Origin of the sequence: Halopseudomonas oceani (assembly GCF_963677335.1) — a bacterium.
In the GTDB taxonomy this organism is placed as follows: Bacteria; Pseudomonadota; Gammaproteobacteria; order Pseudomonadales; family Pseudomonadaceae; genus Halopseudomonas; species Halopseudomonas oceani.
Genome location: NZ_OY781932.1, coordinates 1,289,763 through 1,304,252, shown reverse-complemented (window position 1 = coordinate 1,304,252; position 14,490 = coordinate 1,289,763). Strand labels below are relative to the sequence as shown.

11 protein-coding genes are annotated in these 14,490 nt (G+C 62.0%); 3 read left to right on the top strand and 8 right to left on the bottom strand.

The genetic code is table 11. The features are described from left to right. Nucleotides 1-57: 57 nt before the first annotated feature. The 8 genes from tldD to ACKPCU_RS06070 all read right to left on the bottom strand — a co-directional run bounded on the left by tldD (nt 58) and on the right by ACKPCU_RS06070 (nt 10,899). Nucleotides 58-1,500, bottom strand: coding sequence for a metalloprotease TldD (tldD, locus tag ACKPCU_RS06105; protein ID WP_321350690.1), 1,443 nt, complete (start codon nt 1,498-1,500; stop codon nt 58-60). Next, nucleotides 1,493-2,350: a carbon-nitrogen hydrolase family protein gene (locus ACKPCU_RS06100; RefSeq protein ID WP_321350688.1), complete on the bottom strand. Its 858-nt coding sequence runs from the start codon at nt 2,348-2,350 to the stop codon at nt 1,493-1,495. Before ACKPCU_RS06100 ends, tldD begins: the two co-directional genes overlap by 8 nt. Then, the gene (locus tag ACKPCU_RS06095; RefSeq protein ID WP_321350687.1) at nt 2,350-6,243 is read right to left on the bottom strand and encodes a YhdP family protein; all 3,894 of its coding nucleotides are present in this window, start codon (nt 6,241-6,243) and stop codon (nt 2,350-2,352) included. The genes ACKPCU_RS06100 and ACKPCU_RS06095 overlap by 1 nt, the downstream gene beginning before the upstream one ends. A 15-nt stretch (nt 6,244-6,258) precedes the next feature. After that, a complete protein-coding gene (gene rng / locus ACKPCU_RS06090) occupies nt 6,259-7,716 on the bottom strand; it encodes a ribonuclease G (protein WP_104739019.1) in 1,458 nt (485 codons plus the stop codon). Nucleotides 7,717-7,778: 62 nt separating this feature from the next. Next, a complete protein-coding gene (locus tag ACKPCU_RS06085; protein WP_104739018.1) occupies nt 7,779-8,360 on the bottom strand; it encodes a Maf family protein in 582 nt (193 codons plus the stop codon). Next, nucleotides 8,350-8,823 carry a rod shape-determining protein MreD gene (mreD, locus tag ACKPCU_RS06080; protein WP_104739017.1) on the bottom strand — a complete coding sequence of 158 codons (474 nt, stop codon included), beginning with the start codon at nt 8,821-8,823 and terminating at the stop codon, nt 8,350-8,352. Before mreD ends, ACKPCU_RS06085 begins: the two co-directional genes overlap by 11 nt. After that, a complete protein-coding gene (gene mreC / locus ACKPCU_RS06075; protein ID WP_321350684.1) occupies nt 8,813-9,718 on the bottom strand; it encodes a rod shape-determining protein MreC in 906 nt (301 codons plus the stop codon). The genes mreD and mreC overlap by 11 nt, the downstream gene beginning before the upstream one ends. Nucleotides 9,719-9,858: 140 nt before the next feature. Beyond that, nucleotides 9,859-10,899, bottom strand: coding sequence for a rod shape-determining protein (locus ACKPCU_RS06070; protein WP_104739015.1), 1,041 nt, complete (start codon nt 10,897-10,899; stop codon nt 9,859-9,861). Between the two features lie 305 nt (nt 10,900-11,204). Here ACKPCU_RS06070 and gatC point away from each other — a divergent pair, with 305 nt between their 5' ends. Genes gatC through gatB form a run of 3 tightly spaced genes read left to right on the top strand, consistent with a single transcriptional unit; the run spans nt 11,205 to nt 14,437 of the window. Further along, a complete protein-coding gene (gene gatC / locus ACKPCU_RS06065; RefSeq protein WP_104739014.1) occupies nt 11,205-11,492 on the top strand; it encodes an Asp-tRNA(Asn)/Glu-tRNA(Gln) amidotransferase subunit GatC in 288 nt (95 codons plus the stop codon). A 30-nt stretch (nt 11,493-11,522) separates the two neighbouring features. Then, a complete protein-coding gene (gene gatA / locus ACKPCU_RS06060) occupies nt 11,523-12,974 on the top strand; it encodes an Asp-tRNA(Asn)/Glu-tRNA(Gln) amidotransferase subunit GatA (protein ID WP_321350679.1) in 1,452 nt (483 codons plus the stop codon). 14 nt (nt 12,975-12,988) lie between these two features. Continuing rightward, on the top strand, nt 12,989-14,437 hold the full coding sequence (gene gatB / locus ACKPCU_RS06055; RefSeq protein ID WP_104739012.1) for an Asp-tRNA(Asn)/Glu-tRNA(Gln) amidotransferase subunit GatB: 1,449 nt from the start codon (nt 12,989-12,991) through the stop codon (nt 14,435-14,437). The last annotated feature ends 53 nt before the right edge of the window (nt 14,438-14,490 follow it).

Sequence of the window (14,490 nt, the reverse complement as noted above, 5' to 3'; positions counted from 1 at the left end):
CACAATCCGGTTTGACTTGAAGCTTGCCGCTTGAAGCTTGTGGCTGCGGGACCGGCGTCAGCCGGTGCCGCCTACCGTAATCTGATCAATCTTCAGCGTCGGCTGGCCGACGCCGACCGGCACCGACTGTCCATCCTTGCCGCACACACCGACGCCGGTATCGAGCTTGAGGTCGTGGCCGACCATCGACACCCGGCTCATCGCCTCAGGACCATTGCCAATCAGCGTTGCGCCCTTGACCGGCGCGGTGATCTTGCCGTCCTCGATCAAATAGGCCTCGCTGGTGGAGAACACGAACTTGCCGCTGGTGATATCCACCTGACCACCGCCCAGATTGGCGCAGTAGATACCCTTCTTGACCGACGCGATGATTTCTTCCGGATCGCTCTCGCCAGCCAGCATGTAGGTGTTGGTCATGCGCGGCATGGGCAGGTGCGCGTAGGATTCGCGGCGACCGTTGCCCGTCGCGGCCACACCCATCAGACGGGCATTGAGCTTGTCCTGCATGTAACCCTTGAGTACGCCGTTCTCGATCAGCGTGGTGCAGTTGCTCGGCACGCCTTCGTCATCCATCGTCAGCGAGCCGCGACGACCGGGCAGAGTACCGTCATCGACGATGGTGCAGAGACTTGACGCAACCTTCTCGCCAACACGACCGCTGTAGGCCGAGCTGCCTTTGCGGTTGAAGTCCCCCTCAAGACCATGACCGACCGCCTCGTGCAGCAGCACGCCGGACCAGCCGGGGCCCATTACCACCGGCATGCTGCCAGCTGGCGCCGCAATGGCTTCAAGGTTGATCGAAGCCTGGCGCACTGCCTCACGGGCATAACCAAGGGCACGTTCTTCGGCTGCAAAATAGAGATAGTCGGTTCGCCCGCCGCCACCGCTGCTGCCGCGCTCGCGGCGGCCATTGTGCTCCATGATCACGCTGATGTTCATGCGTACCAGCGGACGAATATCACCGGCCCAAGTGCCATCACTGGCCGCCACCATAACGGTGTCGTGCACACCACTGAGGCTCACGCTGACCTGAGTGATGCGCGGATCAAGGCTACGGGTGAAGGCATCAATGCGCTGCAGGAAGCTGACTTTGTCGGCCTGCGGCATGACATCCAGCGGGTTGACCGCCGAGTACAGCGGCGAGCATTCAGGGCGCCGCCAGGCCTGTACACTGCCAGACTGACCGGCCCGGGCAATCGAGCGGGCGGCACCGGCGGCCTGGGTCAGCGCGGGCAATCGAATATCATTGCTGTAGGCAAAACCGGTTTTTTCGCCAGACAGGGCACGCACGCCGACGCCTTGGTCAACGTGAAAGCTGCCATCCTTAACGATGCCATCTTCCAGCACCCAGGACTCGCTCAGCTGATGCTGAAAATACAGGTCAGCGGCGTCGACGCCCGGTGCCTGCAGCAAGGTACCAAGGACGCCGGCAACGGCATCGGCGGAGAGATCGGCAGGCTGCAGCAGCGCCTGCTCGGCGCGGGTAATCAGGTCACTCATGTTCGGACTCCTTGGCCACGGGCAGCGGCTGGGCTGCCAGGGCAAAACGACGGTGGCTGAGGATGGGCATGCGTGTGCGCACGGCCTCGAGCTGAGCAGGATCCAGTTTGCCGACAACGACCCCTTCGCCGCTCGGCAGGCAGGCCTGCACGGCTCCCCAGGGATCAATCAAACAACTGTGGCCAAAGGTCTGACGACCACTGGGATGCTGACCGGTCTGGTTGGCCGCCAGCACCCAGCACTGTGTTTCGATCGCCCGCGCGCGCAGCAGAACTTCCCAGTGCGCAGCGCCGGTAACCGCAGTAAACGCTGCCGGGACCACAATCAGCTCGGCACCATCGGCACGCAATGCCTGATACAACTCGGGAAAGCGCACATCGTAGCAGATACTCAGACCAACTCGCCCAACCGGACTGTCGACACACAACACCTGCTCACCAAAGCCGTAATCACGGGACTCGCGGTAGCTGCCGTGGCTGTCGGCCACATCCACGTCAAACAGATGCAGCTTGTCGTAGCGCGCCACCTCGTGTCCCCGCTCGTCCACTACCAGCTGACATGCCAGCGGTTTGCCGCTCGCACTCACCGGCAACGGCAAACTGCCGCCAATCAGCCAGAGGCCGTGGGCCCTGGCCTGATCGGCAAGGAAACGGCGAATCGGGCGCTCAGCCCCCCACTCTGCCTCAGCAATGGCCTGCAGCGAGCGGTTACCGAAAGCGCCAAAACACTCGGGTAACAACACCAGCTCAGCGCCCTGCTCCGCCGCCTCGGCGATCAACTCGGCGGCCCGCCTCAGGTTATCGGCCACCACCGGGCCACTGGTCATCTGAATCGCAGCAACCGTGGACATCAGTCTTCCTCCAGTGCGGCCTTGTCATCAAACGCGCGGTCAAACTCGACCGTGGGCTGCTGCCAGTCACCGCTGATCTTGTATTTCACCGAAGCAAAGCGGGCGACCTTGTCGCCGAGGATCTTGTCGGCCAGAAACAGTACGCCGCCAATCTGGGGGGCGCCGGCGATCAGCGCCGCCAGAGGCAGGTTGTTGGTCACCGGCAGGGTCACCACCATGCCCATATCAACCTGATTGTTGCGCAGATCGAGGCTACCTTCGCCCTGAATCTTGACGCCGGGCCCTTCCAATACCATCGGCTGTTCACTATGCAGCACACCGTTCTCGACATACAGCCCTGCGTCCAGGGTGTCGTAGGCTGTGCCCTTGCTGAAGATATCCGAGAAATCGAGTCGCAGGCGCCGGGTCAAGGCATTGAAATTGAGCAGTCCAAATACCCGAAGCGCCTCGGCGCTGGTCTCGCCGCTCTGCAACATGCCATCACGGGCCTCAATACCCAACGTACCCGACGCCCGGCGCAGCTTGAATGCCGCGGGTGAGCCCGTCCAGTTCAATGCCGCATTGACCACAAAGCGCTTGCTAGTGATCGTCGGCGCATACCCCCAGGCCTTCAGCGCCTTTCCAACATCTTCCGTTTCCAGACTACCCTCAAAAACGCTGTGAGCCGGCTGTTCACGCCAGCCCATCGTACCCTTGAGGACAAGCCCGCGAAGATTTAGCTCCAGATCAGGCAGCCGCGCCCCGGTTGCGTCCGGACGCAGGTTGAACCGCGCCAGGCCGATGGGCTTATTCCCCCAGGAAAGCTGTTCAATACGAACATCCAGTGGCGGCAAGGTAGAGGGTCGGAAATCAGCGAGAGGGTCAGGCGGCTCGGCTTCGCTTGCGACGTCGCTTGGCATTACCACCGGCAGCTTGCTTATGTCTTCATCTACCGCGTTTAGTCGCAGTCTCTGCAGCGCGATGTCAATCGGCTGCGCCGAGTCGTCCGGTACCAGGATCCGACCAGCGACATCGGCCTGATCAACAGTCACGCGCCAGTGCGCGGCCTCACGCGCAACCAACGCGTGGGTATCAGCGAGAGTCAGGCCAAATCCGGTAAAGGTGTCGGCACGCACGTCAAGCTGACGCACGAGCTCTGCCAGTACGCCGCCATCGGCGCTGGCTGTCCGGCTGGTACCATTGGCATTGCTGAGGCCTGCAGCCCAGCTACGCCAGCTTTCCCAGTCCAACGTCGGCACCCGCGCCTGAAGGTTTAGCCCCTGGCCGGTCGGTTGCTGCGGCGAGCCACTGGCGTAACGCAGATCTCCCGCAAGTTGACCGTTACGATAGCGCAGCAGACCGCGCAGGCCATCGTCTGAACTAACCTGCCATGTCTGCGTCCCCCTGGCCAACGTCATCTGTAGCGTCAGTTCTCGTGGTGTCTCGGCCGACTTGGCGAAAGGCTCAGGTACCGTCAACTCGACCCCTTTGAGGTCGCTGGTCACAGTCAGATCCTGCTGACCAGCGCGAATATCCAGTACCGCCTGCCAAGCCACCGCCCCCTTGGCGATCCCTGAGGGAATACGCGGCAACAGTCGCCACTGGCGCAACGCCTCAACCGGGTGTTGCCCGTTAAGCCGCAAACGCTGACCACGCGCGCCTCTCGGCGCCATACTGCCGCTGACGGCAGCACCCAGAAAGCGGCCGTTCAGGTTGTTGGCACTCAGCCCGTCTTCACGTGAGTAGTGCAGATGACCGCTGGCGTTCTCGATGGGTGCCTGCAGCATTGGAATATCCACCCGACTGGCCTGTACGTCGGAGCTGAGATCAACCGCAAGCTGCGCTGCCGGATCTTCGGTACGCTGCAGCGGAATGGCAAGTTCAAGGGTTCCGGACACGGTTCCGTCACCGCGCCAGCCGACCAGAGGATTACCCGTCAGTTCTGCCAGCGGACCATCCTGCATCAGCTTCAGCGCGTCAGCGAGCGGGCCGCTGAAATTGGACTCGACAGCGAGTACCGCCGGACCGGTTCGGTGTAACAGCTGAGCCTGCGCCTGCGCCTGGGTCGAAACCGAATCCAGCAAACGGGCATGACGACTGGACACGGTCAACTCGCCGTCACGCAGCAGCAGTTCACCATCAATCTCAGTCAGAGCAGGCCAGCCCGGCTGAAAGTGCATCTTGCCGTCACGCAACTGCGCATACAGACCGATTTGCCGTTCCTCCGGTGTAGCCCCCTTTAGCAACGAGCCGTGATACTCGAAGATCGCCAGCGGGACGCTGCCCTTGACCTCACTGGCGGCCAGCCACTTGGCCAGAGCAGGGCTAAAACCCGGCGAGCGCAAAGGGAGATAGGGTTGATGCTGGTCGGCCGTCGAATTGCGCAGGGCGACGCGCAAATCCATAGTCGGCGTCTGCCCCTTGGGCGGCAGGTGCAGGTCAAGCAGCGCACTGCCTTGCCCCTGCGGGCCGGTGACAGCCATGCCCGGCACATTCAGCAGCAGGCCCTGCTCGCGGGACCAGCTCCAGTGGAGGGCACCCTGAGCGCGATCATACTGCCAAGCCTGCGGAAACAGGTTCGGCAGCTGCATGCTCCACACATCGCTATTGACACGCAGCTCGCCCTGCGCCGGGCTGCCGCTGAGGGTGCCACTGACACCGCTGAACGCCGGTGCATTATGAAACGCCTGCACTCCTACCTGTTCCAGCGCTGCGTCGAAGCGCATTGACTGCCAGTCAGCTAGTGCCCCCTGGCCGCTGACAGACAGCTGACGCAAAGTGCCCTGCGGCGCGAGTTCAGTGACGAGATCAGCAACAGGCTGGTTGGGCGCCAGCGTCGTCAGCCAGAGCGCCGCACGGTCAAGCAGCAGCCGGTCCAACGCCAGGGACCAGCGCCCCGAGCTACGCTCGCGCTGGCCTTGCAGGTTGGTCGTCGGCCACACATCCTCACCCAGGTGCATGCTGAAGTCCTGCACCGTCAGGCTTTGCCGATCGCCGTCATCCCGGTATTCAAAGCGGGCAAAGAGATCATTAAGTGCCGGTTCCGAGGTTTCTGTCCGCAGACCGATCTCGGGAGCAACGAGCGTGCCTTGAAAACGCTGCAGACGCTGGTCCTGCCAGCTTCCCCAGAACCGCCCGCCAGCCGAAAGCTGACGTAGATGAGCTCGATCAAGCCAGTCTTCCGGCAGCCAGCGACTCCAGTCACTGGCCGGGATTTCCAGAAAGAAGCCAAAGGACGCAGCGCTCAGGTCATTGCCGGGCACCAGTGCACTGATTTGCCAGTGCAACTGCTCACCATCCGGCAAGCTCACGCGGCCATCCAGCCGCTGCCAACCCAGCCCGTTTAGCAGTGTCATTTCGCCGTGCTCAAACTGCCACTCAGGCTCACCGAACGGGCTCACCCGAATCTGGGTGTCGAGCAGGGTAATACGGTGATGCTCACGCAGTGCGGTGAGCGCCTTTTCCAGCCCGCCAACCTGCCGTGTTCGCTCGCCCAGCCCCTGCAGATGCCAAAGCCCCTGCTCATCTTCGCTCAGCGCCAGCGCCAGACCGCGAATCTGCAGCGCGTCCATCACCGGCCGGCGTAACCAGAGACTGCGCCAGACATCCAACCGAGCAGTCACATCATCCAGATCAAACAGCACCGGACTATCGGGGTCGGCGTTTTCATGCACCCGCAGCCCCCGCAGCGTCAGCACCGGCTGGCTACCCTGCATCTGGCCACTGAGCGAGCGCAGCTCGATGTGCCGGCCAGACAAGGACTCGGCCTTGGCCACCAGTTCAGCCTGATAGTCGGCGACCACCGGCACCAGCTGACGGCCAAGGCTGACATAGGCAGCCGCCGCCAGCAGCCAGGCGACCAGCAGCCAGATCAGACCGTTAAGGCCTCGGGTAAGCCAACGTTGCCAAAGCACCGGATCAGCGTCCCATTACATCAACACCACATCATACTGCTCTTGGGTGTACATGGTTTCCACCTGAAACTTGATCGGACGTTCGATGAACAGCTCCAGATCAGCAACGTTTCCAGATTCCTCATCCAGTAACCGGTCGACTACAGACTGTGAGGCCAACACCATGTAGGCACCGGCCTGATAGGCGCGCGCCTCGCGCAGAATTTCGCGGAAAATTTCGTAGCACACGGTTTCTGGCGTTTTTTGAATACCCCGCCCCTGACAGCTCGGACAGGGCTCGCACAGCACCTGCTCAAGGCTCTCACGCGTGCGCTTACGGGTCATCTGCACCAGCCCCAACTCAGTAATGCCGATGATATTGGTCTTGGCGTGATCGCGCTCCAGCTGCTTCTCCAGCGTGCGCTGAACCTGACGCTGGTGCTCCTCGTCTTCCATGTCGATGAAGTCGATAATGATGATGCCGCCCAGATTACGCAGCCGCAGCTGACGGGCAATCGCGGTCGCCGCTTCCAGATTGGTCTTGAAGATGGTTTCCTCAAGGTTGCGGTGACCCACGAAGGCGCCGGTATTGACGTCGATGGTGGTCATCGCCTCGGTTTGATCGATCACCAGATGACCGCCGGACTTGAGCATTACCCGACGCTCCATCGCACGCTGGATTTCATCCTCGACGCTGTATAGGTCGAAGATCGGTCGCTCGCCGGGGTAGTGCTCCAGCAGCTCCTCTACCCCCGGCATCAGCTCGTGCACAAACTGCTCAACCTTCTGGAAGGTCTCCCGCGAGTCGATGCGAATCTTTTCCAGACGCGGGTTGGCCAGATCTCGCAAGGTCCGCAGCGCGAGCGGCAAGTCTTCATAGATGACCGAGGGAGCCGGGGCCGACCCCATCTGCTGGCCGATCTGCTGCCACAGCCGACGGACATAACAAATATCAACCAGGATGTCTTCCTGCCGAGCCCCTTCGGCAGCCGTACGCAGAATGTAGCCGCCAGCTTCCTGGATACCTTCCTGCTCCAGACAATCAGCAACCACCTGCTTGAGACGCTCGCGCTCGCCTTCATCCTCGATTTTGAGGGAAATGCCAACATGCGGCGTGCGCGGCATGTAGACCAGATAGCGCGAAGGCACCGACAGGTGGGTTGTCAGCCGCGCCCCCTTGGTGCCTATCGGGTCCTTGGTAACCTGAACGACCAGCGCCTTGCCTTCGTGCACCAGCGCACTGATCGGCTCGACCGCCTGGCCTTCGCGATCGGAAATTTCGGAGGCATGAATGAAAGCGGCACGTTCCAGGCCGATGTCGACAAAGGCCGCCTGCATGCCAGGCAGCACACGCACCACCTTGCCCTTGTAGATGTTGCCGACAATGCCGCGGCGCTGGGTGCGCTCGATGTGGACTTCCTGCAGCACGCCGTTCTCGACCAACGCAACGCGGGTCTCCATCGGCGTGATATTGATCAGAATCTCTTCACTCATGGGCTCTACCACTCCTGTTCTGTCACCAGAATACCGGTGATCCGAGCCCTGGAACAGCCGCGTCAGAGCCGCTGCCAGCAGGGGATGTCAAATGACTTGAGCAGCGTAGCGGTTTCCAGCAGTGGCAACCCCACCACAGCACTGTAACTGCCCTCAATACGTTCTACGAAAACCGCTGCCAGCCCTTGAATACCATAGGCGCCAGCCTTGTCAGCGGGCTCGCCGGTATCCCAGTAGGCGCTGATTTCCGCGTTACTCAGCGGCCGAAAACGTACCCGTGTATCAACCCGGACCAGCTCGATGCGCTGATCGCAACCGACCGCCACGGCGGTCATCACCGTATGTTCGGCTCCGGATAACAAACTCAGCATGCGCAGCGCGTCAGCCCGATCGACCGGCTTGCCAAGGATGCGGTCGCCCTGCACCACCGCCGTGTCTGCGGCCAGCACCACGCGTCCGGGCGCGGCCCGAACCGCAGCCTGAACCTTATCGCGGGTGACGCGCTCAACATAATTCGCAGGCAACTCGCCTGGCTGCACCTGCTCATCAACACTGCAGGTCAGTCGCGTTGCCCGAACACCAATCTGCGCCAGCAACTCGGCGCGCCGTGGCGACGCGGAGGCCAGCAGTAGCTCAGTTGACATGGAAGCGACGTCTTACCCCGCGCAGCAGGGAGAACACCCAGGGCCAGAGTACGGTGCTGACCACCGCAGGCAGCAGGAACAACAGGGTTGGCGGCCGATTACCGCTCAGACTATTGAGCCAAAGCATGACCATCTGGGCGATACCGAATACCGGCAGCATCACCAGACTCTGCTGCCACAAAGGGAAACGACGAATACGCTGGTACAGCAACAGGACCATCCACACGACCAGCGTCATAACCAGCGCATTCTGGCCGAACAACTGACCAAACAGCACATCCGAAACCAGTCCTGCCAGCCAGGCAGTCAGCAGACCAACGCGATGTGGCAGCGCCATAACCCAGTAGGCAAGCACCATGGCCAGCCACATCGGTCGCGCCAGACTGATCGGCTCGGGCATCGGCATGACACTGAGCAACAACGCCACCAGAATACTGAAGATGATTGCCAGACTAGTCTGCATTGCCGGAGCCCTCCGATTCAGCGTCAGACGCCGGGACCTCAGTCGACTGCGGCTCGTCTGCTGCGGCCCCCGCAGCATCGTCGGCCCGCAACTCCAGCGCCGGCAACACATCGCCGTAACCACTCTCGGGACTGAACACCAGCAGCAGATAGCGACTGCGGTTCAGCTGGGCCGACGGTGTTACGCGCACCTCGGCAAAGGACTGGGCAGGATGGCGAATGACCGATTGCACACGGCCAACCGGATAGCCCGCCGGAAAGCGCTGTCCGAGGCCCGAGCTGACCACGATGTCGCCCTCACGCACGTCGGCCGTATCACCGACAAAGCGCAATTCCAGCCACTCATTGCGGCCGGTTCCGGCGGCGATGGCGCGCAGGCCGTTACGATTGATCTGCACCGGCAGACTGTGGGAAGCATCGGTAATCAGCAGCACCCGGGCGCTGTGCGGCAACACTTCGACCACCTGCCCCATCAGGCCGGTAGCGTCGAGTACCGGCTGACCAAGGAAAACGCCGTCGACTTCGCCCTTATCGAGCAGAATACGCTGGGTAAAGGGATTGGGATCAACGCCGATCAGCTCAGCTACCAGTACCCGCTCGTCAACCAGCGAAGAGGAATTGAGCAGTTCACGCAGACGCACGTTCTGCTCGGTGAGCGTTGCCAGCTTCTGCAGCTTGCGCTGGGTCAGCAGCGCCTCGGCCCGCAGTCGCTCGTTTTCCGCAATCAGCTGAGCGCGACTGGTCGCCAGCTCAGTGACCGACTGCCAGGCACGGACCGGCATCTCGGCCGCCGTGTACAGCGGCGCGACCAGCAGCCCCAACTGAGCGCGGAGCGGTTTCAGGGCATCGAACCGGGCGTCCACCACCATCAGAACGATGGACAGCACGGTCAGCACAACCAGACGAACGCCGAGCGACGGCCCCTTGATGAATAGCGGTTTGATGGCAGGCTCCTCGCAGCCACAGGTTAGTCGCCGTCAGCGGCAAGCCGGACAGAGCCGGAACTCCCGTCCCGCAAGGCTTGCCACCAGTCAGATCACTCGGTCGACAGCAGATCCATGGTGTGCTGATCCATCATTTCCAGCGCCTTGCCGCCGCCACGGGCAACGCAGGTCAGCGGATCTTCCGCGACGATAACCGGCAAGCCGGTTTCTTGGGTCAGCAGCTTGTCCAGATCACGCAGCAAGGCACCACCGCCGGTCAGAATCAGGCCGCGCTCGGCGATATCGGACGCCAGCTCCGGCGGCGATTGCTCCAGCGCGCTCTTGACCGCTTGAACGATAGTTGCCAGCGACTCCTGCAGCGCTTCGAGCACTTCAGTTGAGTTCAGGGTAAAACTGCGCGGCACACCCTCGGCCAAGTTACGACCACGCACATCCACTTCCAGCGTTTCGCCGCCGGGGAAAGCCACACCGATTTCCTGCTTGATGCGCTCAGCGGTGGACTCACCGATCAGGCTGCCGTAGTTGCGGCGCACGTAGGTCACGATCGCCTCGTCAAAGCGGTCACCACCAACGCGGACGGACTCGGCGTAGACCACGCCGTTGAGGGAAATCAACGCGATTTCAGTGGTACCACCACCGATGTCGACAACCATCGAGCCGCGTGCTTCTTCAACCGGCAGGCCGGCACCGATAGCGGCAGCCATCGGCTCCTCGATCAGATATACCTCGCGGGCACCCGCCCCGAGCGCCGACTCACGAATGGCACGGCGCTCAACCTGGGTAGACTTGCACGGAACGCAGATCAGCACGCGGGGGCTGGGCTGGATAAAGCTGTTTTCATGAACCTTGTTGATGAAGTACTGCAGCATCTTTTCACAGACACTGAAATCGGCGATGACGCCATCCTTCATCGGGCGGATCGCCTGAATGTTGCCTGGGGTACGACCGAGCATGCGCTTGGCGTCGGTACCGACGGCCACGACACTTTTCTGATTGCCACTAGTGGTACGGATCGCGACCACAGACGGTTCGTCCAGTACAATACCGCGGTCCCGAACGTAAATAAGCGTGTTGGCTGTACCCAGATCGATGGACAGATCACTGGAAAACATGCCACGGATTTTTTTGAACATGCGTTGACTAGACCCCGAAGACGCGTGGGTTAATTGGAAAAAGTACGGATAAGCCACCTGCCCTGTACGCTGTTGGATTGGAAACTGGTGGCTAAAGGCCTTGATTGGCGGCCTTCTGCGCAGCGTCAGCAGGTGACTGATCGGTACTTCCAGAAGTGTCGCAACTCTAACAACGGCGGGGTTTTTGGGCAAGGCACGACTGTGGTAAATTCGCGCCTTTGCCCGCATTTTCCGTGGCGAACCACCAAACGGCGCCCGGCGCCAGCAGACGACCGGAAATCACCGGCAACATGGAGCACACGTACATGTCCCTGGATCGCACCGATGTGGAAAAGATCGCGCATCTGGCCCGAATAGCCCTCAGCGAAGACGACATCCCGGCAACCACTGCCAAACTCTCCGGCATTCTGGAGCTGATCGACAAGATGCAGGCGGTGGACACCAGCGCCGTCGCACCGCTCGCCCATCCGCTGGAAACCACCCAGCGCCTGCGCGCCGACGAGGTCACCGAACACAACCAGCGCGAGGCCTATCAGGCCATTGCGCCGGCCACCGAAGCGGGCCTGTACCTGGTTCCCAAGGTCATCGAATAATCCTGCCGCGCCCAGACAAGAGACATATCCATGCACGAGAAAACTCTGGCCGAACTGTCAAAGGCCTTGCAGAACAAGACGCTTTCCAGCGTCGAGCTGACTCAGCACTATCTCAAGCGCATCGAGCAGCTTGATGACCAGCTCAACAGCTACATCACCGTTACCGCCGAATCAGCCCTTGAGCAGGCCGCAGCAGCAGACGCCCGTATCGCTGCCGGCAACGCCACCGCGCTCACCGGCATCCCGCTGGCGCACAAGGACCTGTTCTGCACCCAGGGCCAACGCACCAGCTGCGGCTCGAAAATGCTCGACAACTTCGTTTCGCCGTACGAATCGACCGTCACCCAGCGTTTCCTCGACGCTGGCGCGGTAAGCCTCGGCAAGACCAACCTCGACGAATTCGCCATGGGCTCGTCCACCGAGTCCAGCTTCTACGGCCCGACCCGCAACCCGTGGGACACCGACCGGGTACCCGGCGGCTCCTCCGGCGGCTCTGCTGCCGCTGTTGCCGGCCGCCTGTGCGCTGCGGCAACCGGCACCGACACCGGCGGTTCAATCCGTCAGCCGGCCGGCTTCACGGCTCTGACCGGCCTGAAACCGACCTACGGACGGGTTTCGCGCTGGGGCATGGTCGCCTACGCGTCGAGCCTGGACCAGGGCGGCCCGATGGCCCGCACTGCCGAAGACTGCGCTCTGATGCTGCAAGTCATGGCCGGTTTCGACGCCAAGGACTCCACCAGCGTCGACCAACCGGTACCGGACTACAGCGCCAGCCTGAACGACTCCCTCAAGGGCCTGCGCATAGGCCTGCCGAAGGAATACTTCGCCGCCGGCCTGGACGCTGCGACCGCCGATGCCATCAGTGCTGCGGTCAAGCAATTCCAGGCGCTCGGCGCCGAGGTCAAGGAAATCAGCCTGCCGAACGCCGAGCTGGCGATTCCCGCCTACTATGTCATCGCCCCCGCTGAAGCCTCCTCCAACCTGTCACGCTTTGACGGCGTGCGCTTCGGCTACCGCTGCGACAACCCGGCCGACCTGACCGATCTGTACAAGCGTTCGCGTGCCGAAGGCTTCGGTGCCGAGGTTAAGCGCCGCATCATGGTCGGCACCTACGCGCTGTCGGCCGGTTACTACGATGCGTATTACCTGAAAGCGCAGAAGATCCGTCGCCTGATCAAGAACGACTTCATGGCCGCCTATGAGCAGGTCGATGTGATCCTCTGCCCGACCTCGCCGACCCCGGCGTTCAAGATCGGCGAGAAGATCGACGATCCCGTCAGCCTGTACCTGACCGACATCTACACCATTACCGCCAACCTGGCCGGGGTCCCGGGCGTCGCCCTGCCCGCCGGGTTCGCCAACGGTCTGCCGCTGGGCATGCAACTGCTGGGGCCCTACTTCAGCGAAGCCCGTCTGCTCAACATCGCGCACCAGTACCAGCAGGTTACCGACTGGCACCAGCGCGCTCCGGCCGGCTACTGAGAGGATTGACAGCAATGCAATGGGAAATCGTCATCGGGCTGGAAATCCACGCCCAGCTCACCACCGCGTCGAAGATCTTCTCCGGCAGCGCCACCACCTTCGGCGCCGAGCCCAACACTCAGGCCAGCCTGGTTGATCTGGGCATGCCGGGCACACTGCCGGTGCTCAACGCCCAAGCCGTGCGCAACGCGGTCAAGTTCGGCCTGGCGATCGACGCCGAGATCGGCATGACCAACGTTTTCGCGCGCAAGAACTACTTCTACCCGGACCTGCCCAAGGGCTACCAGACCAGCCAGATGGATCATCCGATCGTCGGCAAGGGCTATCTGGACATCACCCTGGAAGACGGGACCGTAAAACGCGTCGGCGTGACCCGCGCGCATCTGGAGGAAGATGCCGGCAAGAGCCTGCACGAAGACTTCCACGGCATGAGCGGCATCGACCTCAACCGCGCCGGCACCCCGCTGCTGGAGATCGTTTCCGAGCCGGACATGCGCAGCGCCAAGGAAGCCGTCGCCTACGCCAAGACCATCCACTCGCTGGTGCGTTATCTGGGCATCTGTGACGGCAACATGGCCGAAGGCTCCCTGCGCTGCGACTGCAACGTCTCGATCCGCCCCAAGGGCCAGGCCGAGTTCGGCACCCGCTGCGAGATCAAGAACGTCAACTCGTTCCGCTTTATCGAGAAGGCGATCAACACCGAAGTCCAGCGCCAGATCGAGCTGATCGAAGACGGCGGCAAGGTGGTACAGGAAACCCGCCTGTACGACCCGAATAAGGACGAAACCCGCTCCATGCGCAGCAAGGAAGAAGCCAACGATTACCGTTACTTCCCCTGCCCGGACCTGCTGCCGGTCGTGCTGGAGCCGAGCTTTATCGAGGAAGTCCGCGGCGAACTGCCGGAACTGCCGCAACAGAAGCGCGAGCGTTTCGAAAGCCAGTTCGGCCTGTCGACCTACGACGCCAGCGTGCTGTCTGCCAGCCGCGAACTGGCCGACTACTTCGAGCAGGTTCAGCAGACCTGCGGCGACGCCAAGCTGGCCGCCAACTGGGTGATGGGCGAGCTGTCCAGCCTGCTCAACAAGGAAGGCCTGGAGATCGAGCAGTCGCCGGTCAGTGCTACGCAACTCGGCGGTATGATCCTGCGCATCAAGGACAACACCATCAGCGGCAAGATCGCCAAGATGGTGTTCGAGGCACTGGCTGCCGGTGAAGGCGACTCTGCCGATGCGATCATCGAAGCCAAGGGACTCAAGCAGGTCACCGACAGCGGCGCCATCGAAGCCATGCTGGACGAGGTACTGGCAGCCAATGCCGCACAGGTCGAGCAGTATCGCGCGAGCGACGAAGCCAAGCGCGGCAAGATGTTCGGCTTCTTTGTCGGCCAGGCGATGAAAGCATCCAAAGGCAAAGCCAACCCGCAGCAGGTCAACGAACTGCTGCGTAAGAAACTGGAAGGCTGAACCTGAAAGCGGCGGAGCGGTCAGAGGTCGCTCCGCCCACTTTCCGGGAACTC

Excerpts from the sequence above, each read along its gene's own strand:
- tldD (WP_321350690.1), bottom strand. The coding sequence starts at position 1,500 with ATGAGTGACCTGATTACCCGCGCCGAGCAGGCGCTGCTGCAGCCTGCC.
- ACKPCU_RS06100 (WP_321350688.1), bottom strand. The coding sequence starts at position 2,350 with ATGTCCACGGTTGCTGCGATTCAGATGACCAGTGGCCCGGTGGTGGCC.
- rng (WP_104739019.1), bottom strand. The coding sequence starts at position 7,716 with ATGAGTGAAGAGATTCTGATCAATATCACGCCGATGGAGACCCGCGTT.
- ACKPCU_RS06085 (WP_104739018.1), bottom strand. The coding sequence starts at position 8,360 with ATGTCAACTGAGCTACTGCTGGCCTCCGCGTCGCCACGGCGCGCCGAG.
- mreD (WP_104739017.1), bottom strand. The coding sequence starts at position 8,823 with ATGCAGACTAGTCTGGCAATCATCTTCAGTATTCTGGTGGCGTTGTTG.
- ACKPCU_RS06070 (WP_104739015.1), bottom strand. The coding sequence starts at position 10,899 with ATGTTCAAAAAAATCCGTGGCATGTTTTCCAGTGATCTGTCCATCGAT.
- gatC (WP_104739014.1), top strand. The coding sequence starts at position 11,205 with ATGTCCCTGGATCGCACCGATGTGGAAAAGATCGCGCATCTGGCCCGA.
- gatA (WP_321350679.1), top strand. The coding sequence starts at position 11,523 with ATGCACGAGAAAACTCTGGCCGAACTGTCAAAGGCCTTGCAGAACAAG.
- gatB (WP_104739012.1), top strand. The coding sequence starts at position 12,989 with ATGCAATGGGAAATCGTCATCGGGCTGGAAATCCACGCCCAGCTCACC.